Source organism: Formosa sp. Hel1_31_208 (assembly GCF_900104785.1).
In the GTDB taxonomy this organism is placed as follows: Bacteria; Bacteroidota; Bacteroidia; order Flavobacteriales; family Flavobacteriaceae; genus Psychroserpens.
In genome coordinates, this window is record NZ_LT629733.1 from 1,967,995 (window position 1) to 1,994,381 (window position 26,387).

Annotated in this window: 26 protein-coding genes; 17 read left to right on the top strand and 9 right to left on the bottom strand. The window is 34.3% G+C overall.

Annotated elements, in window-relative coordinates; all coding sequences use genetic code 11:
• Nucleotides 1–52: 52 nt before the first annotated feature.
• Nucleotides 53–1,429 (bottom strand): dihydrolipoyl dehydrogenase, encoded by a 1,377-nt coding sequence (lpdA, locus tag BLT57_RS08885; RefSeq protein ID WP_091425007.1) that lies wholly within the window; start codon nucleotides 1,427–1,429, stop codon nucleotides 53–55.
• Between the two features lie 319 nt (nucleotides 1,430–1,748).
• Here lpdA and BLT57_RS08890 point away from each other — a divergent pair, with 319 nt between their 5' ends.
• A complete protein-coding gene (locus BLT57_RS08890; RefSeq protein WP_091425009.1) occupies nucleotides 1,749–2,675 on the top strand; it encodes a nuclear transport factor 2 family protein in 927 nt (308 codons plus the stop codon).
• Between the two features lie 64 nt (nucleotides 2,676–2,739).
• Here the strand turns inward: BLT57_RS08890 and msrB are convergent, their stop codons facing one another.
• Nucleotides 2,740–3,222: a peptide-methionine (R)-S-oxide reductase MsrB gene (gene msrB, locus BLT57_RS08895; protein WP_091425011.1), complete on the bottom strand. Its 483-nt coding sequence runs from the start codon at nucleotides 3,220–3,222 to the stop codon at nucleotides 2,740–2,742.
• A 421-nt stretch (nucleotides 3,223–3,643) separates the two neighbouring features.
• On the opposite strand from msrB, the gene BLT57_RS08900 reads away from it, so the two are divergent.
• The 4 genes from BLT57_RS08900 to BLT57_RS08915 all read left to right on the top strand — a co-directional run bounded on the left by BLT57_RS08900 (nucleotide 3,644) and on the right by BLT57_RS08915 (nucleotide 7,358).
• Nucleotides 3,644–4,474, top strand: a complete 831-nt coding sequence (locus BLT57_RS08900; protein WP_091425013.1) for a M48 family metallopeptidase — start codon at nucleotides 3,644–3,646, stop codon at nucleotides 4,472–4,474.
• 70 nt (nucleotides 4,475–4,544) lie between these two features.
• Nucleotides 4,545–5,879, top strand: coding sequence for an MFS transporter (locus BLT57_RS08905; protein WP_091425015.1), 1,335 nt, complete (start codon nucleotides 4,545–4,547; stop codon nucleotides 5,877–5,879).
• Nucleotides 5,880–5,915: 36 nt separating this feature from the next.
• Nucleotides 5,916–6,497 (top strand): hypothetical protein, encoded by a 582-nt coding sequence (locus BLT57_RS08910; RefSeq protein ID WP_091425017.1) that lies wholly within the window; start codon nucleotides 5,916–5,918, stop codon nucleotides 6,495–6,497.
• A gap of 129 nt (nucleotides 6,498–6,626) precedes the next feature.
• Nucleotides 6,627–7,358 carry a hypothetical protein gene (locus BLT57_RS08915; protein ID WP_091425018.1) on the top strand — a complete coding sequence of 244 codons (732 nt, stop codon included), beginning with the start codon at nucleotides 6,627–6,629 and terminating at the stop codon, nucleotides 7,356–7,358.
• Between the two features lie 159 nt (nucleotides 7,359–7,517).
• Here BLT57_RS08915 and BLT57_RS08920 read toward each other — a convergent pair whose 3' ends face one another.
• From BLT57_RS08920 to BLT57_RS08935, 4 genes are read right to left on the bottom strand one after another with little or no spacing between them, the layout of a single operon-like run.
• Complete coding sequence (locus BLT57_RS08920) at nucleotides 7,518–8,234, bottom strand: head GIN domain-containing protein (RefSeq protein WP_091425020.1); 717 nt, start codon at nucleotides 8,232–8,234, stop codon at nucleotides 7,518–7,520.
• A 25-nt stretch (nucleotides 8,235–8,259) separates the two neighbouring features.
• The gene (locus BLT57_RS08925) at nucleotides 8,260–9,348 is read right to left on the bottom strand and encodes a hypothetical protein (protein ID WP_091425022.1); all 1,089 of its coding nucleotides are present in this window, start codon (nucleotides 9,346–9,348) and stop codon (nucleotides 8,260–8,262) included.
• On the bottom strand, nucleotides 9,332–9,892 hold the full coding sequence (locus BLT57_RS08930; RefSeq protein ID WP_091425024.1) for a hypothetical protein: 561 nt from the start codon (nucleotides 9,890–9,892) through the stop codon (nucleotides 9,332–9,334). The genes BLT57_RS08925 and BLT57_RS08930 overlap by 17 nt, the downstream gene beginning before the upstream one ends.
• Nucleotides 9,893–9,926: 34 nt before the next feature.
• On the bottom strand, nucleotides 9,927–10,487 hold the full coding sequence (locus tag BLT57_RS08935; protein WP_091425026.1) for an RNA polymerase sigma factor: 561 nt from the start codon (nucleotides 10,485–10,487) through the stop codon (nucleotides 9,927–9,929).
• A gap of 230 nt (nucleotides 10,488–10,717) precedes the next feature.
• Here BLT57_RS08935 and lon point away from each other — a divergent pair, with 230 nt between their 5' ends.
• The 4 genes from lon (at nucleotide 10,718) to cmk (ending at nucleotide 15,587) form a co-directional block, all read left to right on the top strand.
• The gene (lon, locus tag BLT57_RS08940) at nucleotides 10,718–13,171 is read left to right on the top strand and encodes an endopeptidase La (RefSeq protein ID WP_091425029.1); all 2,454 of its coding nucleotides are present in this window, start codon (nucleotides 10,718–10,720) and stop codon (nucleotides 13,169–13,171) included.
• Nucleotides 13,155–13,799, top strand: a complete 645-nt coding sequence (locus BLT57_RS08945) for a LysM peptidoglycan-binding domain-containing protein (protein WP_091425031.1) — start codon at nucleotides 13,155–13,157, stop codon at nucleotides 13,797–13,799. The genes lon and BLT57_RS08945 overlap by 17 nt, the downstream gene beginning before the upstream one ends.
• A gap of 73 nt (nucleotides 13,800–13,872) precedes the next feature.
• A complete protein-coding gene (porQ, locus tag BLT57_RS08950; RefSeq protein WP_091425033.1) occupies nucleotides 13,873–14,892 on the top strand; it encodes a type IX secretion system protein PorQ in 1,020 nt (339 codons plus the stop codon).
• Nucleotides 14,892–15,587 carry a (d)CMP kinase gene (gene cmk / locus BLT57_RS08955; RefSeq protein ID WP_091425035.1) on the top strand — a complete coding sequence of 232 codons (696 nt, stop codon included), beginning with the start codon at nucleotides 14,892–14,894 and terminating at the stop codon, nucleotides 15,585–15,587. The genes porQ and cmk overlap by 1 nt, the downstream gene beginning before the upstream one ends.
• A 44-nt stretch (nucleotides 15,588–15,631) precedes the next feature.
• Here the strand turns inward: cmk and BLT57_RS08960 are convergent, their stop codons facing one another.
• The gene (locus BLT57_RS08960; protein ID WP_172827442.1) at nucleotides 15,632–16,009 is read right to left on the bottom strand and encodes a LysM peptidoglycan-binding domain-containing protein; all 378 of its coding nucleotides are present in this window, start codon (nucleotides 16,007–16,009) and stop codon (nucleotides 15,632–15,634) included.
• Between the two features lie 288 nt (nucleotides 16,010–16,297).
• On the opposite strand from BLT57_RS08960, the gene rpsA reads away from it, so the two are divergent.
• The 6 genes from rpsA to BLT57_RS08990 all read left to right on the top strand — a co-directional run bounded on the left by rpsA (nucleotide 16,298) and on the right by BLT57_RS08990 (nucleotide 22,128).
• The gene (rpsA, locus tag BLT57_RS08965; protein ID WP_091425037.1) at nucleotides 16,298–18,133 is read left to right on the top strand and encodes a 30S ribosomal protein S1; all 1,836 of its coding nucleotides are present in this window, start codon (nucleotides 16,298–16,300) and stop codon (nucleotides 18,131–18,133) included.
• Nucleotides 18,134–18,244: 111 nt separating this feature from the next.
• Nucleotides 18,245–19,186: a T9SS type A sorting domain-containing protein gene (locus BLT57_RS08970; RefSeq protein WP_157717157.1), complete on the top strand. Its 942-nt coding sequence runs from the start codon at nucleotides 18,245–18,247 to the stop codon at nucleotides 19,184–19,186.
• Between the two features lie 217 nt (nucleotides 19,187–19,403).
• Nucleotides 19,404–19,943 (top strand): bifunctional pyr operon transcriptional regulator/uracil phosphoribosyltransferase PyrR, encoded by a 540-nt coding sequence (gene pyrR, locus BLT57_RS08975; protein WP_091425041.1) that lies wholly within the window; start codon nucleotides 19,404–19,406, stop codon nucleotides 19,941–19,943.
• Nucleotides 19,944–19,948: 5 nt separating this feature from the next.
• The gene (locus BLT57_RS08980) at nucleotides 19,949–20,878 is read left to right on the top strand and encodes an aspartate carbamoyltransferase catalytic subunit (protein WP_091425043.1); all 930 of its coding nucleotides are present in this window, start codon (nucleotides 19,949–19,951) and stop codon (nucleotides 20,876–20,878) included.
• A gap of 3 nt (nucleotides 20,879–20,881) precedes the next feature.
• The gene (locus BLT57_RS08985; RefSeq protein ID WP_091425045.1) at nucleotides 20,882–21,214 is read left to right on the top strand and encodes a ribonuclease Z; all 333 of its coding nucleotides are present in this window, start codon (nucleotides 20,882–20,884) and stop codon (nucleotides 21,212–21,214) included.
• Nucleotides 21,215–21,219: 5 nt separating this feature from the next.
• Nucleotides 21,220–22,128, top strand: coding sequence for a ribonuclease Z (locus BLT57_RS08990; RefSeq protein WP_091425047.1), 909 nt, complete (start codon nucleotides 21,220–21,222; stop codon nucleotides 22,126–22,128).
• Here BLT57_RS08990 and BLT57_RS08995 read toward each other — a convergent pair.
• Nucleotides 22,125–22,547 (bottom strand): hypothetical protein, encoded by a 423-nt coding sequence (locus tag BLT57_RS08995; RefSeq protein WP_091425049.1) that lies wholly within the window; start codon nucleotides 22,545–22,547, stop codon nucleotides 22,125–22,127. The two genes, BLT57_RS08990 and BLT57_RS08995, sit on opposite strands and share 4 nt — an antisense overlap.
• An 82-nt stretch (nucleotides 22,548–22,629) precedes the next feature.
• Between BLT57_RS08995 and pdxH the strand changes: the two genes are divergently transcribed.
• Nucleotides 22,630–23,277, top strand: a complete 648-nt coding sequence (gene pdxH / locus BLT57_RS09000) for a pyridoxamine 5'-phosphate oxidase (protein WP_091425050.1) — start codon at nucleotides 22,630–22,632, stop codon at nucleotides 23,275–23,277.
• A gap of 198 nt (nucleotides 23,278–23,475) precedes the next feature.
• The gene (locus BLT57_RS09005; RefSeq protein ID WP_091425052.1) at nucleotides 23,476–23,970 is read left to right on the top strand and encodes a CAP domain-containing protein; all 495 of its coding nucleotides are present in this window, start codon (nucleotides 23,476–23,478) and stop codon (nucleotides 23,968–23,970) included.
• A gap of 475 nt (nucleotides 23,971–24,445) precedes the next feature.
• On the opposite strand, the gene BLT57_RS09010 is transcribed toward BLT57_RS09005, so the two are convergent.
• On the bottom strand, nucleotides 24,446–26,380 hold the full coding sequence (locus BLT57_RS09010) for an OmpA family protein (protein ID WP_231928666.1): 1,935 nt from the start codon (nucleotides 26,378–26,380) through the stop codon (nucleotides 24,446–24,448).
• Nucleotides 26,381–26,387: the final 7 nt, after the last annotated feature.

The window sequence follows — 26,387 nt, forward strand, 5'->3', positions numbered from 1 at the left end:
AAAAGACGATTCAAAATTGAATCGCCTTTTTTTTATTTATATTAGGTGTGTACTATAAATGAATCACTTCATCATAAGCATCGGCAACGGCTTCCATTACGGCTTCACTCATAGTAGGATGTGGATGTATCGCTTTTAATACTTCATGACCCGTAGTTTCCAGTTTACGTCCCAAAACAGCTTCAGCAATCATATCAGTCACACCAGCTCCAATCATATGGCATCCTAGCCATTCACCATACTTGGCATCAAATATGACTTTAACAAAGCCTTCTTTGTTACCACCAGCACTGGCTTTTCCAGAAGCTGAGAATGGGAATTTACCCACTTTAATCTCGATCCCTTGCTCTTTAGCCTGTTTTTCAGTAAGACCTACACTTGCAATTTCTGGAGAGCAATAGGTGCACCCTGGCACATTTCCGTAGTCTAGAGCTTCTACATGCTGACCAGCAATTTTTTCAACACATAAAATTCCTTCGGCAGACGCAACGTGCGCCAAAGCTTGACCAGGAGTGACATCACCAATAGCATAATATCCAGGAATATTAGTTTGATAATAATCATTAACTAATATTTTATCTCTATCAACTGCAATACCTACATCTTCTAACCCTATGTTCTCAATGTTTGATTTGATTCCTACAGCAGATAATACTATATCGGCTTCTAATACTTCTTCACCTTTTTTAGTTTTTACCGTGGCTTTTACACCTTTTCCAGTAGTATCTACTTTTGTCACTTCGGAAGAGGTCATAACTTTAATGCCACTCTTCTTGAATGAACGTTCTAGTTGTTTAGAAACGTCTTCATCTTCAACAGGAACAATATTAGGTAAGTACTCTACTACAGTCACCTCGGTGCCCATGGAATTATAGAAATAAGCAAACTCAACACCAATTGCTCCAGAGCCAACTACAATCATCTTCTTAGGTTGCTTCTCCAGAGTCATCGCTTGTCTGTAGCCTATTACTTTCTTACCGTCTTGAGGTAAACTAGGTAATTCGCGAGTGCGAGCTCCAGTGGCAATAATGATATGATCTGCACTATAGTCTTTGCCGTCTACTTCAACTTTTTTTCCCATTTTAAGCTTTCCAAAGCCTTCAATGACATCAATTTTATTCTTCTTCATTAAGAATTTTACGCCATTACTCATACCATCAGCGACTCCACGACTTCGTTTTACTACTGCGTCAAAATCATGTTCAGCATCTTTTACTTTTAAACCATAATCTTCGGCATGCTTTAAATATTCAAAAACCTGAGCAGATTTAAGCAATGCTTTAGTTGGTATACAGCCCCAATTAAGGCAAACGCCACCTAAACTTTCCTTTTCAACGACAGCCGTTTTAAAGCCTAATTGTGATGCTCTAATTGCAGTAACGTAGCCTCCAGGACCACTACCAAGTACTATAATATCGTATTTACTCATGAGTCTATTTTTGTCTGTTTTTTGAGGTTACGAAGTTACAAAACCAAATTGTAATATTAAAGGTCATCTGAAAAATGTCTACAGCCTTTTTATTCCAGACTTGGTTTATTAAAAACAGGCATAACAAAATGGAGATTTAAAAGCACATTTATCAATCTATGCAGACGGGCTAATCATGTTATAAGATTGTATGAATTTTAGGACAATTTGGTGATTAATGTAAGAAAATTCAGTTATAAATGCCTGATAATCAATAAAAAACACGAAGAATTAACATTTATTTTTTAAATTATAGTATTAACTAATCAATTTAAGTATTATGAAAAATTATTTAATCCTAACGATGATGATGTTCACTATCATCATGTTCCCCCAAAAGAAAAAAAATGGCACCATCTATGTTGATCATCCTTCTATAAAAATGGTAGAGGAAATGCAACAGGCTTATGTTAAAGGCGACACGATTAAAGTAGCAAGTTATCTTGCGGAAGACTTTAAAGCTTTTGATGGAATGGATACGGATCCCGATGATGAAGGTATGAACAAGAGTCAATTTGTAAGATCATCCATGGGTTGGCAGAATAACGTGGATTACTTAAGTATTTCAAGGTCTGGAGGTTATCCGGACGCGTTAGAATATAAAGATTCTGGGCTTTGGATTCAAACTTGGGATATGCTCAAAGGGGTGCATAAAGGTACCGGTGTAAAATTAAGTATGCCAATTCACAGAATGTTTAGAATAAATAAAGAAAACAAAATAGACATGGTCATCACCTATGATGATAGAGGCGTTTGGGCTAAGATGAGAGACGCATTTAGTACAAGAAAAAACGGAACATTATATAATGAGCATGAAAATATCAATACCGTTCGTAAAATGGTACGTGCTATGGAACATGGCGATCTAGAAAAGAGCTTCAGCTTTTTTACAGAAAAAGCGCGGTTTCGTAATCTTGACATGAAAGAGGATGAATTCAATACCGTAGCTCAAGAAAAGGAAAATTTTCAAAAAATGTCAGAAGTTTGGGACATTGAGAGTATTGATGTGGTAGGGTATCCAGATTATTTAGAATACGAAGTGAATGATACTAGGGTTGTACAATCATGGTGGAATTTAAGACTTAAGCGGAAATCTGATGATAAACGCGTGAAAATACCTGTATTATTAATGCATCGATTTGATGAAGACGGGAAAATATTTAATGAAATGGGATATTACACCGCCAGCACATTAATGGAAGACTAATTAAAGTTTAAAATATGTTTTAAAACCTTCAAGTTAAACTTGAAGGTTTTTTTATTTAAGGTAGTTAGTCTTCGGGTACAAATTTCAATGCGACACCATTAATGCAATGACGCTTCCCAGTTGTAGCACGCGGACCGTCACCAAAAACATGCCCTAAATGTCCACCACAAGTAGCGCAATGCTCTTCAGTTCTAGCATAACCAAGGTTGTAATCTGTAGAAAATGCTACATTACCCTTGATTTCTCTATCAAAACTTGGCCATCCTGTACCTGAATCAAATTTATGCTCGCTTTTAAATAAAGGTGTGTTGCATGCAGCACATTGAAATGTACCTTTGCGGTATTCTTTGTTTAATGGACTTGAAAATGCGCGTTCTGTACCTTCCTGTCTCATGACATAATACTGTTCGCTTGTCAGTTCCTTTTTCCACTCCGCTTCAGTTTTTGATATTGGGAATATTATGGTCTCGTTTGTTTCTTTTTTTTGTGCTGTAGAATTACAACTAAAAAGTAAATTAATGGTAAGTAATAATAGTATCTTTTTCATCGTATAAATATAATTGTTTTCACTTTTTTTTTGTCGAAGAAAAACTTTTTCATTACAACATCGTGTTAGTTTTAGTATTAGTTTAACATAATGTAATTGTGTATTGTCTTTCACTAATAATTAGTAAATTTAGACATTAATATTGAAAATTTTGAAATGAGAATAATGTAGGCTCATTTCAAAACTTTGAATTGCAAATTTATGGACTTCCATTTGAAATCAAAGAATTGCAATTAGATAATTTAACTTGGCCTGTGCAACACATAACATAACAAAATAACCATAGATAATAAGTTTGCAGAGTTGCATTATATTTGCAACTAAGACATGATATTTAAATGTGACAAAATTCTAAATATTGTGTCCAAGTAAAAAGAATCATTTTGTAAATTTAACTCACACTGAAAAAAATCAATAACATATGAGTATTAAAAATAAAGTAGTAGTAATAGGAGTGTTAGCGTTATTTCTATCCTGCGCTACGAATCCTTTTACAGGAAAAAAAACCTTAGCGCTTGTTCCGAATTCAGAGTTATTTCCAACAGCATTTGCACAATATGATCAGTTTTTAACTGAGAATAATGTGGTTACAGGAACGGCCGATGCAGAGATGATTAAACGTGTTGGTCAACGAATAGCTGTCGCTGCTGAACGCTGGTTGGATGCAAATGGACATCAAGGGTATTTAAAAGATTATAAATGGGAGTATAACTTGGTAAATGATAAAACCGTAAATGCATGGTGTATGCCAGGCGGTAAAATTGTTTTCTATACTGGAATTTTACCAATTGCTCAAAATGAAACAGGTATAGCAGCCATAATGGGTCACGAAGTAGCACACGCACTTGCGAATCATGGACAACAACGCATGAGTGCTGGGATGCTCCAACAACTAGGCGCTGTAGCCGGTAATGTGGCGATTAAAGATCAGCAAACTAGAGACATTTTCAATCAGGCTTATGGCGTTGGAAGTCAGGTTGGCGTTATGCTACCTTTTAGTCGAAGTCATGAAACGCAATCTGACGAAATAGGAATTGTTTTAATGGCTATAGCTGGATATAATCCAGATGAAGCATCGGAGTTATGGAAACGGATGAAAGCTAATAGTGGGGGACAAGCACCACCTGAATTTTTAAGTACGCATCCATCTAATGATTCAAGAATAAACAATTTGCAACAATTAGCAGCTAAAGCAAAAGTTGAAGCCAAAAAGTATGGAGTAACAACATTTAGACCTTTAGGCAATTTTTAATTGCCATCCATAAAAATTATAGTATTTTAGAAGCTGTCCAATTATGGGCAGCTTTTTTTAAATACACACTATGGCTAACCTAGAAAAAGGAAGTAAAAAACTGCTCAATGCCTGGGCATTTTATGATTGGGCAAATTCAGTTTACACTCTAACTATTGCTTCTTCTATATTTCCAATATTTTATTCTGCACTATTTATTTCTCAAACAGAGAAAACGGTCCCTGCTTTTGGCATGGTCTTTAAAAGTACTGCACTAATTACTTATATGACAGCGTTTACCTTTTTGGTAGTCTCGTTTACCTCTCCAATACTTTCAGGAATAGCAGATTATGTAGGGAATAAAAAGAATTTCATGAAGTTCTTTTGTTATGTTGGTGGTATCGGTTGTATTGGCTTGTATTGGTTTAGTTTAGAAAATATTCATTTAAGTCTGTTATTCTATTTCATGGGTTTAATTGGATACTGGGGAAGTCTCGTATTTTATAATTCGTATCTCCCAGATATTGCTTTCCCAGAACAACAAGATCGTATAAGTGCCAAAGGGTTTAGTATGGGATATCTGGGGAGTGTGTTTTTACTATTGGTAAATCTAGCGATGGTAATGAAACCTCACTGGTTTGGCTTCGATATCGGAAACACAGAAGAAAGTAAAGATCTAGCTTCATTTGAGGCCATGAAAGTATCCTTTATTACAGTTGGCTTATGGTGGATATTATTTAGTCAGTATACCTTTTATGTGCTACCAAAAGGAGTGTCCAATGGGCATAAAGTCACGAAAACCGTCGTGTTTAATGGTCTCAAAGAATTAAAACTTGTTTGGCTTCAGTTACAGCAAAATTTAAGATTAAAGCGCTTTCTATTAGCTTTTTTTGTTTTTAGTATGGCTGTTCAAACCATTATGTTAGTTGCTGTTTATTTTGGAGAAGAAGAGATTGCATGGGGAAGTTCAGATGCTAAAACACAAGGTTTGATTGTCAGTATTTTAGTCATTCAATTAGTGGCGATTCTAGGAGCTGTTTTAACCTCACGAGCTTCGGCTAAATTCGGAAATATTAATACATTGATTTTTGTTAATGTTATTTGGATGTTATTGTGCGTGTATGCCTATTTTATGGAGACTCCAATTCAGTTTTATCTCGCAGCGTCATTAGTAGGACTCGTGATGGGTGGTATTCAATCATTGGCCAGATCTACATATTCGAAATTTTTACCAGATACAGAGGATACAACCTCATATTTTAGTTTTTATGATGTGGCCGAAAAAATCGGGATTGTTATTGGTATGGTTATTTTTGCGACCATCGACCAAATAACAGGTAGCATGCGAAACGCGATATTGTTCTTATTTATATTTTTCCTGATAGGAATTATTTTATTATCCAGAGTTCCGAAGGAAAACAAATAAAGTATTATGTTTGTAATCTAACAAATCAATTTTATTATGAAAAAACTTGCTTATTTATTCTGCTTATTTATGTTGTTATCGGCTTTCACTTGTGAAGATGAACCTTTAGAAGATGGCATCACTAATGAAGTAGCGTCAGATACCTCATCACTTATAGGGACATGGACATTAGTAAGTATGGAGGCAGATATTAATATCGATACGAATTTTGCAGGGATTGACTTCTCGTCAGAATTCAATGCCGAAGTAACCAATTCAGATTATAATTTGGTCTTTACTGCTGCTAACTATACAGTTTCTGGAGATTATGAAATGACAATAACATCAACCTTTGAAGGTGAAACCACTAGCTATACAGATTCTTATACTGATGTTAGTGGCTCTGGTACCTATTCCACAAATGGAAATGTTATGACGATTGATGGATCATTTATTGAATTTGATTTTGAAGGAATGCCTATGGATGTAGCTCAAGGTGAACAAACGGCGCAGTTTGAACTCAGTTCTGACGGACAAACACTGACCTTTCTTCAAGATGAGATACAAACACAAAATGAAGCTGGTTTAGTAGCTACAATAGCAACCGTATCTGAATCTGTTTGGCAAAAGGTTGAATAATAGAAATTAAGTACGTTTATAATATTAAAAGACCAGAATTTATTCTGGTCTTTTTGTTTTTAATAATCAGTTTATCATAAAAAGCTGTGATTATTTTATATGTTTGTAGCACCTAAATATCAATGAATTATGAAAAAAATATGCTTATATTTTTTATGTTTAGTAGGCGTTTTAGTTATATCATGTGAAGATGAACCTTTTGAAGATGATATCCAAAACACAGTGACAACATGTGAAATCGCAATAGCAAATACAGCTCAAGCAGCTCTAAATTTCTTAGGAGTTAATGTAGATAATTACACACAATTATGTACGGCATACCGAAATGCTTTACAAGCGCAAATTGATACCTGTGGTGATGCTGACGGATCGTTACAAGCTTCAGTAGATGGGCTAGGAGATTGCTCAAATAATAATCAGCAGGCTGCAGAACTTGAAGGGACATGGTTATTAACGGCCTGGATAGGAGAGGAAGCTATCGACTTAAATAATGATGGCACTCCGAGTTTGAACTTTTTAGATGAATTAGATTGTTATGAAAATGAAACTATAGTTTTTGATAATGATGGGACAGCTGTGATTATGAGTACTTCATTTGCAGATATTTCTTTTGAAATCATTGTAGGAACAGAGGATGAATACAGTTACACTATAGCATGTATTGAGGAGCTTTTTAATTCAGATGTGACTTGGGCTCAAATTGAGAATACAGTTACGATATCCGATGAAGGAATGGTGTCTGATTGGACTTTAAATGGAAATGAATTATCTACTTTGATTCCAGCTGGATTCTTTTCGTCTAATGAGGATGGTAGCGTTATTATAACTCAGGATCTCATTTTAGTTTACACTAAGCAATAACTCACATACACCAACGATGTTTATATTTGACATATAAGTATTGTCATTTTTTGAAGCTTTTAACAGCCTCAAGAAGTGTCTTTAGGAATTATAAATAGTAATTACGAGATATAAAAAAAGCCACTCAAATCGAGTGGCTTTTTTATTGTTTTCATATCCTTAGTTTTCAATACTTCCAGATCCTGAAACTTTCGTATCCTCAGTTTTTGGATTTCCCCTGTACTCAATATCACCGGAGCCTGTAACTCTAGCTTTAAAAACACCATTACAAACTACTTCAGCATCACCAGAACCTTTCACATAAACATCTGTATTAGTAGATTGAAGATTAAATCCGTGGAAATCTCCAGATCCTGTTACACCGGCTTTTAAATCGGTAGTACTGCCTTTTAGAGTTAAATCCCCAGACCCTGTAACCTTTCCTGTAACACGCTGAGTTTGAATATCAAGAACAATATCACCTGAACCAGATAAAGACACGTCAAGAGTGCTGGTTGAAATACGATCTTTATTCCATAAATCTCCTGAACCTGACAACGAGACATTGTCAATATCTTGGAAGGGTATCGTGATTGTAATGGTTTTATTCCAGCTCGTACTCAAGTTTTTACCCTTTTGTGTTTTCACGTGTAAGGTGCCATCTTTAACTTCTGTAACAATATGTTCTAATAAGTTGGATTCGCCTTCAATAGTGATGTTACCTTCTGTTCCAGAGACTAGTATATAATCAAAGCTTCCAGCACATTTAATAGCATCATAATCTCCCGTCGATCTCTTTTGCTTCGTCATTTCACCGTTTCCTTTTACTTTTTTCCATTGGGCTTGTGATATTGAGAAGCATAACAAGGCTATTACTAATACAAGTGATTTTTTCATAATATTTGGTTTTTATTTATTGCTTTTAGTTTTGTTTAAAGGTGACACTCCCGTAGTCAGATTTTATTCTAATCATATTACCACTACTCGAATTTCCGCGGTACCCTTGATAATACTTATCTGATGATTCAATACGCTTCTTAGTGAATTCAAAATCGTCTGCATTTCTCAAAGAGGCGTATTCAAGATCAATGTCAAAATTAAAATTATAACCACTATCGTAGCCTATGGTAATACCATTATAATCAGATTCTATGTCAATATTCTCCGCATTTGCAGCCATGTTTTCAATTTTAATAGACCCATAATCAGCTTTGATATTAACGTTTTTGTAAATGGTGCCTAAGCGAAGTGTTAAGTAATCTCCATTCCCTTCCACATTGTTAGCATTATTAATCTTCATTGAGCCATAATCACAATTGTAAGCAATACCTTCAGCTATTTCGATTTCAGATTTAGTATAGTCGGCATTAATATCTAATGATTTTGTTTTTCCAACCGTATAGCTGCTGTAGTCGGCATTTATTTTCCCACTATTAATATATTCAAAGTAGCAGTTGTTCGTATAATCAAATGTGATTGAATTATTGGTAGCCATAAGTTCTTTAGTTGTAATCTTTCCGTAGTCGCAATTAATATTTGCGCGTCCCTCAAGCTTGTCAAGGTCAATACTCCCATAATCATTGTTCAAATCCACATTATTAGTGATCGGCATTTTAATCACATAATTGATTTCCATATTGACATTGTTGTTTTTCCCCCAATTCCACCAAGATTTAGATTTGCTTTTACTGAACAAGGTTTTAGCCGATACCATGGCGTTAGACGCATTAAACTCTACAGTAATATCATCTAATTTTTCTTTGACTTTGTCTAAGTCATTGCCATTAGTTTTAATGTGTACTTCAAATGAAATTGTAGAACCTTCATAGGTAGTAATATTAATGTTTCCGTAGCTATTATCTACTTTTAAAGTTGCATTAGAATTAACGTTAAATTCTTTTTTAATCGTTTTTTCTTTAGTGTGTTGCCCTTTCCATCCTTCAGATGTGTTTGCCAATACTAGTGATGGTAATAAGGCAATTGTGAATACTAATTTATATAGTGTTTTCATGTTGGTATTGTTTTAAATTTTTTACTTCTTCGATATGTTCTAATAGGGTTTTTAAAATGTCTATTCTATTTTGAAAGTTGTTGATCATCGCATAAATAACGCGTTTGTCATTACCGCTTTCTGTTAAATCCACTTTCAATGTTTGATATTCTGTTTCTAAAACTTTAAGTGATTTCAGAGCATCTTCAATCATGTCCTTTGTTTCCGGAGAACGCTGTGCTTCTATGGCTGTAATTTCTTGTTCAATAGCACTTACGAAAAAGGATTGTGTCTGTGATAATTCAGGTGATACATTTGCCAAGTCTCTTAATTCTGGTTCTTGCTGTTGTATTACAGTAAATACACTGAAGCATAATATAATGGTAGCCGCTACAGCTAAAAATGGTCTCCAATAATTAAAAGCGTTGAACTTACCAACAATAACAGGATTTTGCTGAGTCTTTAATTTATCTAAAAACCGATGCTCATGACCGGCACTTGGCATTTCTATATCGAAATCATCTTGCATATGCCGAAATAAATCATTCATAGTATTTTTTTTCATCCGTTGTATCTTATTGCTCATTTTGAGCTTTACGTTAATACTGAACCAAGGGCTCTAATTTTTTTCTTAGACTGTCTTTTGCTCTCGACATCATTGTTCTACAATTGGCAGGCGAGATCTCCATGATATCGCAGATTTCATCATAATCATAGCCTTCAATTAAATGAAGCGTTAAGCACATTCTATAATTACCTTTGAGTGACTGCATTGTTTTCAAAACCTGCCGCGCCTTAAGATTTGTAAAGTCTGAATCTTCAGGTACTCCAGAATGATCTTCAACTTTATATAACACATCATCTAAAGGAACGTCTTGATATTTATTGTTTTTTTTATAGTGATAGATACTGTTATTTACGACTATCCGCTTTAACCAAGCTCCAAAAGTTTTAAGTTCTTTCAAACTATGTAACTTCATGAATGCTGTTAAAAAAGAATCTTGCATGATATCCTCAGCTTCAAAACTGTCTTTTACAATTCTCAAGGCTGTATTATACATGGCTTTGTAATATCTATTATAGACTTCCATTTGCGCGTGCTGGTTGCCTGATTTACAAAGCTGTAATAACTGCTCTATATTTTGATTGGTTAGTGTCAAAAAACAAATGCTTTATTATAGAGATGACTTGAGGAATGTAATGTTACACTTTTAATAAAAAAAGTTTTTATAGGAATCATAGGTAATGGCATAACTATTGAAATTATATAAAGGTATGTAATAACTTTTAGACTGTATAGTATTGATATACAGTAATATGAGTTGTTTTTCAAAGAATTATAAATCTATAAGTCTGTTCATTTTAATGACAGATTGACTAAAAAAATAATATGGCGAAGTCTAATTTTTTAAAGCTTGACAGTTTGTCATTTCAGGATTTTGATGAAAATTCAGAATTAATTCCTTTAATGACACCCGAAGATGAGGCAGAAATAAATAATGAGCTCCTTCCTGAATCACTGCCTATTCTTCCTTTGCGAAACACGGTTTTATTTCCAGGAGTAGTGATTCCAATTACTGCAGGTCGAGATAAATCAATAAAGCTCATCAATGATGCTAATAATGGAAGCAAGGTAATTGGTGTGGTCTCTCAAAAAGACGAAGTAGTTGAAGATCCTTCAGCAAAGGATGTTTTTAAGAAAGGAACTGTTGCAAGAATCTTAAAAGTTCTTAAAATGCCTGATGGTAATACGACCATTATCATTCAAGGAAAGAAACGATTTGAAATACAAGATATTATATCCGAAGACCCTTATTTAACAGCTTCGGTTAAGGATGTTCCTGAAGCTAAACCAGCGGTTAATAATGAAGAGTTTTCTGCAATTATTGAGTCTATAAAAGATCTTTCACTACAAATTATAAAGGATAGTCCTAATATCCCAACCGAAGCTTCTTTCGCAATTAAAAATATTGAAAGTGACTCATTCTTGGTAAATTTTGTCTCTTCTAACATGAATCTTTCTGTTAAAGAAAAGCAAGAATTACTTGAGATTAATGATTTGAAAGAACGTGCTCTTGCAACCTTAAAATTTATGAATGTTGAACTTCAGAAATTGGAGCTTAAAAATGATATTCAATCTAAGGTTCAAAGCGACATGAACCAACAGCAGCGCGAATATTTCTTGCACCAACAGATGAAAACTATTCAAGAAGAACTTGGTGGAGGAGTCTCATCTGGTGAAGAAATTGAGGAGATGCGTCAAAGAGCCAAGAAGAAAAAATGGGATAAGAATGTTTCAGATCATTTTGATAAAGAATTATCTAAAATGCAACGCATGAACCCACAAGTGGCTGAGTATTCGATACAGCGTAATTATTTGGATCTATTTTTGGATTTACCCTGGAACGAGTTCAGTGACGATAAATTTGATCTCAAACGTGCGATGCGAATTCTAGATCGTGATCATTATGGCTTAGATGATGTCAAAAAGCGTATCATCGAATATCTTGCGGTTTTAAAATTGCGCAATGATATGAAATCACCAATTTTATGTTTATATGGTCCTCCTGGCGTAGGTAAAACATCATTAGGTAAGTCTATTGCCGAGGCTTTAGGTAGAGAGTATGTTCGTATGTCATTAGGAGGATTGCGTGATGAGGCCGAAATTAGAGGGCATCGAAAAACGTATATAGGAGCGATGCCAGGACGAATCATTCAGAGTCTGAAAAAAGCAGGAACATCAAATCCAGTATTTGTACTTGATGAAATTGATAAATTATCTAACTCACATCAAGGCGATCCATCTTCAGCCTTATTAGAAGTTTTAGATCCAGAGCAGAATAGTGACTTTCATGATAACTTTCTTGAAATGGGATTTGATTTATCAAAGGTCATGTTTATTGCGACATCAAATAGTTTAAATACTATTCAACCAGCATTAATTGATCGTATGGAAATCATTAATGTTACTGGGTATACGATTGAAGAAAAAGTAGAAATAGCAAAACGTCATTTGTTACCAAAGCAACTTAAAGAACACGGCTTAACCGATGTACATCTTAAAATTGGAAAGCCACAACTCGAAAAGATTGTAGAAGGCTATACAAGAGAGTCTGGAGTACGTGGATTAGAAAAACAAATTGCTAAAATGGTACGTCATGCCGCCAAGAACATAGCAATGGAGGAAGATTACAATCTGAAGGTCACCAATCAGGATGTGTTGGATGTTTTAGGCTCACCTCGATTAGAACGTGATAAATATGAAAATAATAATGTGGCGGGTGTCGTTACTGGTCTAGCGTGGACTAGAGTAGGTGGTGATATTTTGTTTATTGAATCTATTTTATCTAAAGGAAAAGGGAATTTAACAATTACTGGTAACCTCGGGAAAGTGATGAAAGAGTCGGCGACTATCGCTATGGAATACATTAAGGCGAATGCTGATGATTTTGGAATAGAACCAAAAGTTTTTGAAAATTATAATGTCCATATTCACGTTCCAGAAGGTGCAACTCCAAAAGACGGCCCAAGTGCAGGTGTAACAATGTTAACTTCTTTAGTATCTTTGTTTACACAACGTAAGGTCAAAAAGAGTTTAGCAATGACTGGTGAGATTACTCTAAGAGGAAAAGTGTTGCCTGTTGGAGGAATTAAAGAAAAGATTCTCGCAGCAAAACGCGCGAAAATTAAAGAGATTTTACTTTGCGAAGATAATAGACGCGATATTGATGAAATTAAAGCAGAGTATTTGAAAGGACTCAAATTTCATTATGTCAAAGATATGAGTGATGTTCTAAACATAGCACTCACCAATCAAAAAGTTAAGAATGCTAAAAAACTTTAAAGTATTTATATCCGTGATAATGGTAGTAACTTCTGTTTATGGAGTTACTGCCCAAACGGATACTTATAAAGAGGTACTATTAGATGGTAAACCAGCTAGACTTAATCTGGTAACTGGTGAAGTCACTTTAATTCATGCTAAAAAAGTAAATGCAATAAGTACAGCACAAAGTAAAGTTGCAAAGGATTCTGTTTTAATGTCTAAAGAGAAACAGATTCCTGTAGTTGATATGAAATCTGAGCGGGAAAAACATAAAGTTGCGGGCTCTACAATAAAAAATACAGCTATGGTCTATGACATAGGGCAACCCACGACTGCAAATAATATTACTGATTTCCATACCGTTCAAAAAGGCGAAACACTTTACGGCTTATCCAGACGATACCAAACTACATTAGGGGCATTAAAAACTGCGAACAATTTAGAAACAACGCTCATCAAAGTTGGTCAGATTTTACGAGTTAGTAATTTTGACGCTCTGTATAATAATGAAACGTGGACCGTTTCAAAAGGAGACACCTTATATAGTATTGCTAAAAAAGCAAATACTACTGTTGAAGCTATAAAAGCGCGAAATAGATTAACAAGTAATCTTATTAAGGTTGGGCAAATCCTTCGACTAAAATAGAAAACATTCTTTTCAAAAAATAAAATACACATACATTCGTTTTAAGATAGATTTAGTTACTTTGCAAACTTATATGCTAAAGAAAATTGCTACGATTTTTTGTCTGTTATTGACAACAACTTTGATTGCCCAAGTTGGTGGTGAATCTACATATCAATTTCTAAATCTTATAGCCTCACCAAGACAAGCAGCCTTAGGAGGAAAAGTAATCACTAATTATGATTATGATGTTACTGGCGGATTATTTAATCCGGCAACTATCAATTCAGAAATGGATAATCAATTAGCTGTAAACTATTCCAGTTATTTGGGTGGAATTAGTTATGGTACAGCTGCCTATGCTTATACATGGGATAGGCATGTACAGACCTTGCATATTGGAATGACTTACATCAACTACGGAAGTTTTGATGGCTATGATTTGAATGGTGTTTCTACAGGAACATTTACAGGAAATGAAGCTGCCTTATCAGCTGGATATGCTTATCAAATTCCATTTAGTGATTTTTATATAGGTGCCAATTTGAAACTCATTACATCAAAGCTTGAAATTTATAATTCTATAGGTGTTGCAGCCGATTTTGGAGCGATGTATATTAATGAACGCCTAGATTTTCATGCGGCATTGACTGTTAGGAATCTTGGAACTCAAATTGTCACTTATGCAGGCTTAAATGAAAAGTTGCCGCTCGAAATAAACTTAGGCTTATCACAAACCTTAGAAAATATGCCACTGCGTTGGCACTTGACATTTGAAAACTTACAGACTTGGCCAGTAGGCTTTTCTAATCCGGCAAGAGCAACAACAGATCTAGACGGTAATCAAGCTCAAGAAGAAGCTAGTTTCTTTAATGAATTATTAAGACATACGATTATTGGAGCTGAGTTATTTCCGGACCGTGGATTTAACATTAGAATGGGCTATAACTTTAGAAGAGCAGAAGAATTACGTATCTTAGAACAACGAAATTTTTCAGGATTGTCATTTGGAGTGGGTATAAAGTTAAATAAACTACGCTTTAGTTATACCCATGCCAGATATTCGGGAGCCTCTAATGCTAGTTTCTTCGGATTACAAATTGACTTGAGATAATGAATACAATTACTATAGCCATTGACGGATTTTCATCTACGGGCAAAAGCACAGTAGCTAAACAGCTCGCGAAAGCTTTAGGTTACGTGTATGTCGATTCAGGCGCAATGTATCGCGCAGTAACGTATTTCGCTATGCAGAAGGGATTTATTAAGACCGATTGCTTTGATGAAGAGGGCCTAATCTCCCAATTAGATCAAATAAAGATTAGTTTTAAATTTAATCATGAACTAGGATTTGCAGAAGTGTTTCTTAACGGTGAAAATGTTGAAAAAGCCATAAGAACGCTTGAAGTTTCTCAATTTGTTAGCCAAATTGCAACCGTTTCAGAAGTAAGAGAACAACTGGTGAAACAGCAACAAAATTTCGGAAAAGACAAGGGTGTAGTTATGGACGGTCGAGATATTGGCACTGTGGTATTTCCCGATGCCGAATTGAAATTATTTATGACAGCTTCCGCAGAACAAAGAGCACAACGCCGTTACGATGAGCTGATAGAACGTGGTGAAGACGTGAGCTATGAGGATGTATTACTTAATGTGCAAACACGTGATTATATCGATTCTAACCGAGAAGATTCACCGTTAACCATCGCAAAAGATGCTATTGAAATTGACAATTCTAATATGACGCTGCAAGAACAATTTGAACTGGTACTTAAACTTTCAGAAGATAAAATAAACTTAGAAGCATAAAAAAAAGCGACCCTAAAGTCGCTTTCATAAGTTTATCCACCAATTTATAAATTTGGTATGATTAATTCTTGATCTGGATGAATTAGGTCTGGATTTTTTAAGATATCCGTATTTGCCGCAAATATGTCTTTATATTTCATTGCATCACCATAATACTGTTTTGCAATTTTACCTAAAGTTTCACCGCTTTTAACAGTATGCCTGTGAAATACAGACTCATCAGCAACTTTAATATCTGCCATGATGTCTGATGGACTATCACCCCCAACTGCTTTAATTTCATCCCAGATCAGGTTCTTTTCATATTGTGTTTTTGCAGTTCCTGTAACCTTTAAAACACCATTCTCTTCTTTAACATCACCATTTTCGATGTTTAATTTTTGTCCTAGGTCTAATACGCTTTGGTATTTTGATTTTACCATAATAATATTCGTTTTTAATTTAGTGTTAATACTATTGTAAATATACCAATTAATGTGCCAAAAACTCAAACGAGGTGACATCATTTTTTTAGTTTTTTAATTTCTGAAAGTCAATAAGTTATACAATTAGGTAATAATTTTGTTTTAATGCAAATAATATGTATTTTTGCGCTCCTTTTGGCGGAATATAGAGAGATAAAAGGACGATATAAACAACAATAACACTTCTGTGTGTGAGCGCTTAAATCTTTCTAAATATCACACAGAATACAAATTTTAATTCAGCACATGTCTGAAAAAGAAACAAAACAAGCTGAAGTAGCAACTACTGAAGCTCCTAAAACTGAAGCTCCTCAAGTATCTGAGGCTCAGGCAAACCCAGAAAAATTCTTAGAAGATTTCAATTGGCACAATTACGAAGAAGGAATTGACCCTGTCGATGACAAACAATTAGAAGAATTTGAAAAATTAGTATCTGAAAATTTTGTGGATACCTTAGATGATGAAGTCGTAGAAGGTGAAGTAATCCATCTTACTGATCGTGATGCTATCATTGATATCAATGCAAAGTCTGAAGGTGTAATCTCTCTTAATGAGTTCCGTTACAATCCAGATTTAAAAGTTGGTGATAAAGTAGAGGTATTAATCGATGTGCGTGAAGACGCTACAGGTCAGTTGGTATTATCGCACAGAAAAGCACGTGTAATTAAAGCATGGGATCGTGTAAACAATGCTCATGAAACTGGTGAAATCGTTAATGGTTTTGTTAAATGCAGAACCAAAGGTGGTATGATCGTTGACGTATTTGGTATTGAAGCATTCTTGCCAGGTTCTCAAATTGATGTTAAACCTATTAGAGATTACGACCAGTACGTAAATAAAACAATGGAATTCAAAGTGGTTAAAATTAATCACGAATTCAAAAACATTGTGGTCTCTCATAAAGCACTTATCGAAGCTGATATTGAAGAGCAGAAAAAAGAGATCATTAGTCAATTAGAAAAAGGTCAAGTATTAGAAGGTATCGTTAAGAATATTACATCTTACGGTGTGTTTATTGATCTTGGTGGAGTTGACGGATTAGTTCATATCACAGATTTATCTTGGTCTAGAATTAATCATCCAAATGAAATCGTAGAATTAGACCAGAAATTAAACGTAGTGATCTTAGACTTTGATGAAGATAAGTCTAGAATCCAGTTAGGTCTGAAGCAATTAAGTAAACATCCTTGGGAAGCTTTAGGTGATACTGTAAAAGTTGGTGATAAAGTAAAAGGTAAAGTAGTTGTAATTGCAGATTACGGTGCATTTGTTGAAGTAGAAGAAGGTGTAGAAGGATTAGTTCACGTGAGTGAAATGTCTTGGTCAACACATTTACGTTCTGCTCAAGATTTTGTATCTGTCGGAGATGAAATTGAAGCAGTTATTTTAACTTTAGATAGAGAAGATCGTAAGATGTCTCTTGGGATTAAGCAATTAACGCCAGATCCATGGACAGATATTACATCTAAATACCCAGTAGCTTCAAAGCACTCTGGTATCGTACGTAACTTTACTAATTTTGGAGTATTTGTAGAATTAGAAGAAGGTATTGATGGATTGATTTATATCTCTGATTTATCTTGGACTAAGAAAATAAAACACCCAAGTGAATTCTGTAACGTAGGTGATACGCTTGACGTGGTAGTATTAGAATTAGATGTTGAAGGACGTAAATTATCTTTAGGTCATAAACAAACTACTGATAATCCATGGGATAAGTATGAGACTGAGTTCGCCTTAGGAACTACGCATAATGCTGAAATCGCAGAAATCGTAGATAAGGGTGCGACTATCAATTTTAATGAAGATATCGTTGCTTTTGTACCGTCTCGTCACTTAGAAAAAGAAGATGGTAGCAAGCTTAAGAAAGGTGAAGCTGCAGAGTTTAAAATCATTGAATTTAACAAAGAATTTAAACGTGTAGTAGCGTCACATACAGCAATCTTCAAAGAAGAAGAAATGGCAAATGTAAAAGCAGCTGTTAAAAAGCAAGAAGCTCAGGCAGCAGAAGCAAAACCTACTTTAGGCGATGCTAATGTAGCTTTACAAGCGCTTAAAGATAAATTAGACGGGAAGAAATAATTCCTTGAAATTTTTTAATATTTAAAGCCTCTCAGAAATGAGAGGCTTTTTTTGTTAATGAATTCAAATATTTGCTGTAACTTGAAATACGATAATTTAAAAACCAACCACATGAAAAAAATTACTATTTTAATTGTTTTACTGTGCAACTTCACTTTTGCGCAAAACCCTACAAGCTATTTAGACGTCTCTACTGAAAATTCAGTTGTAATTTCAAACACAGACAATCCCGAAGCTCCTATGGAAATAAGTGAAAATAGCCAACTGCAGATTATAGGAACCTATACCACATTAGGTGATTTTAATGCAGCCGTTATTGCAAACTGCTCGGATACGACCTTAAGTTCTGAAGATTTCACAAATGGTCCAGTTGGAATAACAGATTGTGGTGTTTCCGTAAGTAGTGCAGGTGATGGATGTTTTGTGGCTGGAGAATTAGCTGCTGGTTTTAGTGTTGAAGCTTCCAATAGCACTACCATTATTAATATACCTCCTGGGGTGATAGGTAATATTGATTCATTAATAGGAGCCACTACATTTGCAGAATATACAATTATTAATTTTTCTCCAGATGTGTATTCAGTAGCAATGGACATATGGGAAAATAACGATCCAACAACGGTTGTTAGAGTATTTGGTGTTGCTGGAGTATTGATCGATACTTTTAATGTGAATACACCTGTTAATTCTCAAACATTTTTTGGAGTGATTTCTGATGAACCCATTACTGCAATTGAGCTAGAGGGTTTAAATGGAAGCGGTGAGTTATTTGGAAATTTTTTGTTTGGTGCCGATTGTATGTTGTTGTCAGTTGAAGATAATTTACAAGAGCTAATTAGTATTTATCCTAATCCGATAGAAGACACCCTTTTTCTTAATGTTCCTTCATTCATAACCATTAGTGATGTGAAAATTTATGATGCCTTAGGGAAGTCAATATCTGTAAATATACGCAACAATCAAATTGATGTAAGTGCTTTAAACAGTGGTTTATATTTTATGAAAATTAATGCGCTTCAAGGGACATTAACTAAGAAGTTTGTAAAAAAGTAAAATTTTATTATTTATACATCGAGCCTTTCAGAAATGAGAGGCTTTTTTTGTGATCGGGATAAGCAGGTTTTTACATTGTAAATATTGAAATAGAAGGTGCGTCAATTATTTAAAAAAGTATTTTGATTTAGTCACTTTAGCAATATGTGATTTTATAGAATTGCAAACCCTAATTATTTAACTTAACTTTGTCCACCAAATCCGTTTGGAACATCCTATGAGTCAAAAAGTGTTACTTAATGCTAAAGAGTTAAACATCATTCTTCATCGATTGGCTTGTCAACTTATTGAAAATCATAACGACTTTACAAATACCGTTCTCATCGGGTTGCAACCTAGAGGAAAGTTTTTAGCTAATCGATTAGCGGAAATGCTAAAAACCGAGTATAAGATCAAGAATATTCAATTGGGGCATTTAGACATTACGTTCTATAGAGATGATTTCCGAAGAGGAGAAAAGATTTTAGAGGCAAACACAACTGAAATAGATTTTATTGTGGAAAACAAAAACATTGTGTTCATTGATGATGTGCTATATACTGGTCGCAGTATTAGAGCAGCACTCACGGCAATACAGTCTTTTGGAAGACCAAACGAAATTGAATTATTAACTTTAATTGATCGCCGTTTTAGCAGACATTTACCCATTCAGCCAAATTATAGAGGGAGACAAGTAGATGCTATCAACGAAGAAAAGGTAAAAGTGAATTGGGTCGAAAATGAAGGTGAAGACTCAGTATATTTGATAAATAGTTAACAATTATGAGCGAATTAAGTGTTAAGCACTTGCTGGGAATTAAATATCTAAATAAGAAAGATATTCAATTGATTTTTGAAACTGCCGATCATTTCAAAGAGGTGATTAATAGACCAATTAAAAAAGTGCCCTCACTTAGAGATATTACCATCGCTAACTTATTCTTTGAAAACTCCACGCGCACTAAATTATCCTTTGAACTCGCAGAAAAACGATTGTCAGCTGATGTGATAAATTTTTCAGCATCGCAATCATCTGTGAAAAAAGGGGAAACATTAATAGATACAGTTAATAATATTTTATCCATGAAAGTGGATATGGTGGTAATGCGTCATCCAAACCCTGGAGCCTGTGTGTTTTTGTCAAGACATGTTGATGCCAGTATCATTAATGCTGGAGATGGAGCGCATGAACACCCTACACAGGCATTACTAGATAGTTATTCAATACGCGAGAGGCTTGGTGAAGTAAAAGGAAAAAACGTGGTTATTGTTGGCGATATTTTACATAGTAGAGTAGCGCTCTCTAATATCTATGCCTTGCAATTACAAGGCGCTAATGTCATGGTGTGTGGACCAAAAACTTTATTGCCAAAATATATTAAAGACTTGGGGGTGCTGGTGGAAACAGATTTGCGAAAAGCTTTAAATTGGTGTGATGTGGCAAATATGTTACGAGTACAAAATGAACGCATGGATATTAGTTATTTCCCCACTACTAGAGAGTATACGCAACAATACGGCGTAAATAAGGCCTTATTGAATTCTTTAGATAAAGAGATTACTATTATGCATCCTGGGCCTATAAATCGTGGCGTTGAGATTACTAGCGATGTAGCAGATTCAGATCAGGCGATAATATTAGATCAAGTTCAAAATGGTGTAGCCATAAGAATGGCAGTCATTTATTTGTTGGCATCCAAAATTAAACATTAGCATATGATTTTTGATAAAGACGGAAATACAACGATTATTACTCAAGAAAATGAGTCAATTATAGAATTGATAAAAAAAGTAGAGGTGTTATATAAACGCTATAAAAATAATAACATTATCATCAGTTTGACCACTTTAAATCGAGTGACTTTACTTGAAATCGTTGAGTTCTTGCAATTATCTAATACACATAGAAAAGCAAAGCATTCATTTGTTATAGTTACAGATAAAGCAAATCTGGAGGAAACTCCAGATGAAATTATTGTCGTTCCAACACTTCAGGAAGCCTATGATATCATTGAAATGGAAGACATTGAGCGCGACTTAGGATTTTAGCATCTATGAAACTTACCATTTTAGGCTGTTATAGTGCCACACCAAGAACGACTACGAATCCTACTTCCCAGGTATTAGAGATAAAAAATAACATGTTTCTTATTGATTGTGGTGAAGGAACTCAGGTTGAATTGCGACGCAATAAAATTAAGTTTAGCCGTATAAAACATATTTTTATTTCACATTTGCATGGTGATCATTGCTTTGGGTTAGTCGGTTTGATCTCGACTTTTAGACTTCTAACTCGCGAAACCGATTTACACGTTTATGCGCCTCAAGGATTAAAAGAAGTGATAACACTTCAAATGAAATTATCAGACTCATGGACGAATTATAAACTTATCTTTCATGAATTAACATCAAAAACCTCAGATTTGATCTATGAAGATGATAAAGTTGAAGTGCATACCATTCCATTAGATCATCGTATTTATACCAATGGTTTTCTATTCAAAGAAAAGATAGGCGATCGTAAATTAGACATGAATGCTGTTCTTAACGCCGATATCGATGTGGCTTATTATAGGAAATTAAAGCAAGGTGGTGATGTGCCTGATAAAGCGGGTCATATTATAAAAAATGAATCTGTGACTACAGATCCTAAACCCCCAAAAAGTTATGCCTTTTGCAGTGATACGGCTTATAATGAGGATATGATTCCTCTCATTAAGGACGTAGATGTTTTATATCATGAGTCTACATTTCTAGAAAAAAATGAAGCATTAGCAGCACCAACAAAACATTCAACGGCCAAACAAGCCGCAACAATTGCAAAAAAAGCGAATGTAGGTCAACTTATATTGGGTCACTATTCTACCAGATATGACAATTTAAGTTTGTTTAAAACTGAAGCGGAGACTGTTTTTAAACCCGTGTCACTGGCACAAGACGGTAAAGCTTTCAATTTCGATTAGACTTGTGATTTAAATTCTTCTAGTTTTAACATCCACTCAATGGCTTCTTCAAGACTATGGCAGCGTTTTAAACTTTTTTGAAAAAAATGCTTTTCTATACTCGAGTTTATGTAGCTAAAATTGGTGTATGATACAATGGCTGTAGCAATTAAAAAGTCATATTCATTATTGAAATCTAACCATAATTGAGGGTCAAAAGAGTAGGAGTTGATTCTATTAGCGATATAACCTATTTTAACCCCATTTCTTATTTCTTCTGTAAATCTGCCAATAAGCTCACCTGCAACATCGTAATCTACATGAATGCCTTCATTTAATTCAGAAATAATAAATTGCTTAGTGGTATAAATTGTACCGAATGAAAACTCTATGGTTTTATACTCTAGTAGTTGGGAATATTTGCTGTCTGTGAATTTCATTAGTAGGGATTATTCCTTAAATTTATAGGAAATATTCGAAGCTAAAAAAGAATAGGAGCATAAAATCATTTAATTAAGACTAATGAATACAGACTTAGGAGATTACAGGAAATCATACGAGAAACAAGAACTACTTGAAAGCAATGTAAGTGATAATCCTATGGAATTATTTCAAAAATGGTTTCATGAGGTCGATGAAAACTTTAATGTAGGAGAAACGAATGCCATGACGATAAGTACATTGGGATTGGATGGGTTTCCAAAAAGCAGAGTAGTTTTACTTAAAAAGTATACCTATGAAGGCTTTATTTTTTATACTAATTATAATAGCGAAAAAGGTAAGGCCATCCTTAATAATCCAAATGTTTGTCTTTCCTTTTTTTGGCCTGCTGCAGAGCGACAAATTATCATAAAAGGCTGCGCAGAAAAAATAGCTGAAAATCTTAGTGATGGCTATTTTGAATCCAGACCGAGAGGAAGTCAGCTCGGTGCAATCGTATCTAATCAAAGTAAGGTGATTGAGAACAGAGAGGTACTAGAGCAGCGCCTTAAAGACTTAGAAGTAAAATATGAAGGTAAGGAAATTCCAAGGCCTGATTTTTGGGGCGGATTAATTGTTAAGCCGATAGAAATTGAGTTTTGGCAAGGAAGGCCTAATAGACTTCATGATAGATTACGCTTTCATTTGGACGACGATTACAATTGGATTCTCGATCGTTTGTCACCTTAATCAAAGTTTCGTATTATCGATGAAGCGCTAAAAAACTTCGCTCAAATACTAATAATTGAATTCTGAAACCGCATTTCATCGATGATTTACATAAAAAATCGACAAAATACATGCGTTTTGTCGAATTTAACATATCGTTAACAGTTTTTACATAAAGAGGACTCTATTTTAGTAATCCCAAATCTAAATAACCCTCTTATGAAACCAATTAAATTATTGCCTATCATGGTATTAGTGGCTCTGCTAACGTTCTCATGTTCAACGGAAAAATTTCCAGATGAGACCATAAATAGTATGTCTTTGCCTTCGGCACCATCAGCTAAGGCCATTGAAATTGAAATTTTAGAATTAATTAATGCCCATAGAATTACTGAAGGTCTAACACCATTAAATAACCACGATGTTATAAAGTCGGTTGCGTTCACACATACAGATTATATGGTAGAAGTTGATAATGTTTCTCACGATAATTTTTTCCAACGTAAAAACAGTTTAATTGAGAATACATCAGCGATAAATGTTTCTGAAAATGTAGCTTATGCTTTTAGTTCAGCAGAATCTGTGGTTAATGCTTGGTTAAACAGCGATGGTCATCGAGAAAACATTGAAGGTGACTATACAGATTTTGATGTTTCAGCAGAACAGAACGCAGAAGGAAAGTGGTATTTTACCAATATATTTATTAAAAAGTAAATGTAAAAATTGATTAATAGCAAATCAATAATTTTTAGCCACAGTTTTACTGTGGCTTTTTTGATTCCTTTTTTTATACTTAGATTGAATAATTTAGGTTTGAGATAGATTTTGTATAAATGTTCATGTTTAATAGGATGACACCTCTAAGTTCATTTAAAACACATTCTATATAAAAGCCTCACTTATATGATTTCTCCTTTTAATAGTATTAAAGAGTGGCTTACGCGTTTACTGTTTATTTATACCAACCTACACAGTTAACTTATTCACGAAGCTACCATATCGTTTCTTTTTCATGTAACTCTCAATACTTTTTAAATATTTTCAGCAAGTGGTTTCAAATTAACGTTTTATTCAAGTGTCTTAGATGTAATGGCAATAATAATTTTTACTGTATGAAGAACGCTAAATATAAAAAAAGCAGACCTGTTAAAAGTCTGCTTTTCAAATTTAGTTTAGTAGAGAGTAATAATTATTCTTTTAAAATATAGAAGTAAGAGCGTCTGTTCAACTGATGCTCTTCTTTGGAGCATTTTACACCATTAGAACATTTGTTAAGTAACTGTGACTCTCCATACCCTATAGCGCTTTCTATGCGTTCTGGAGCAATACCTCTGGATAGAATATAATCTTTGGTTGATTTTGCTCTTCTATCTGATAATTTCATATTGTAACTGTCACGTCCACGGCTATCTGTATGCGCTTCAATTTTAATTACCATACTTGGGTGAGCTCTCATCACATCAACAATGTTCTCTAATTCGTATTGTGCATCTGTTCTGATGTTCCATTTGTCAAAATCAAAGAAAATAGGATTAATAACTATTTGATTGTCTTTAATTAAGGGTTCTAAATTAAGATCTACTTCAGTAGTTTTCTCATTTTCATTATCGGTGACCACTTTCTGCTGATCATCTTTATAGTCTTTTTTACTACCAATTACAGTGTAATTTGTATTACAATCTGCCGAAAATTCATAATTTCCGTTGTCATCGGTTTCAACTTCTGCAATTACTTTTCCAACCTCATTGATAAGTTGTACGGTCGAACCAGATAATACTTGACTCGTATTTAAGTCTCTTACAACACCTTCAATTTTTTGAAGGCAAATAGAAGCGTCAAAGCTGTAGATGTCATCACTACCTTGACCATCAGGGCGATTAGAAGAGAAATAACCTGAATTATCATGCTCCGAGTCTGAAGTATTTCGGAAATAAGCAAAATCATCAAAGCCACTATTATAGGGCGCACCTAGGTTTTCAGGCATTGCATTTTCATCCTTTAAAATATCAGATTTAAAAATATCTAAAAAGCCTAAGTTTAAATGTCCGTCAGAAGAGAAGTAAAATACACCATCTGCTGCAACAAAAGGGAACATTTCTCTTCCTTCAGTGTTGATTTTGTCTCCAAGATTTCTGGGTTCTGAGTAGTTGTCTCCGTCTATATCAACGACATAAATATCTGTATTTCCAATACCTCCTTCGCGATCTGAAACAAAATATAATTGTTTATTGTCGGGACTTAATGCAGGGTGACCTGTTGAAAAGATATCATCGTTGAAAGGTAACTCAACAACATTAGTCCATTGTTCACCTACAAATGTTGCTTTATACAATTTGAGGTGTGTGGTACCTTTTTTATCGTACTTTAATTTTTTATTATTCTTACTCACATTATCTCTTGTGAAGTACATGGTTTTACCATCTTTAGTGATCGCAACCGAAGCTTCATGAAAGTCTGTGTTTACTTTTTCAGCAGAAATAAAACCAACTGAACCATAAGCCGTGTCGTTTGTTGCATCATCAGTAACTTCAACTTGATAGATGTCTAGAAATGGTTCTTGGTTCCAATTGTATAATTTTTTTTCATCAGTATTTCTTGACGATGCAAAGTATAATTGTCCGTCATGAATGTAAGTTCCAAAATCTGAATACTTTGAATTAAAAGGCAAATTTTTAAGCTTTACAACTTGATTCTTTTCACTACTTGATAATTCGTCATATTTTGCTATGTTTTCAGGGTTATAACTCTTATTTCTAGAGTCATTGTTCTGAATCGCAGTGAATTTTTTCATCCATAAATGAGCATCTTCAAATTTGCTTTGACTTCTTAAGGACTGAATATGCTTGTAGATATATTCTGGGTGAAGCTCTTGCTCACCATACTTATCTAAAGCTAAATCATACCAATATGCCGCTTTCTCAGATTTAGAATTATTGTAATAACAATCTCCTAATCGTGTTAGAACATGTAGGCTTGTGTCTCCTTTTTTAAGAACTTCTTCGTAAAGTTCTGTGGCTTTAATATACCCAAAATTGCTAAAAAACTTATCAGCAAGCTTTTCTTGAGCAACCATAAATGTGCTACTAAACACAAATAATAAGATTAAAAACTTTGATTTCATCATGATTTGT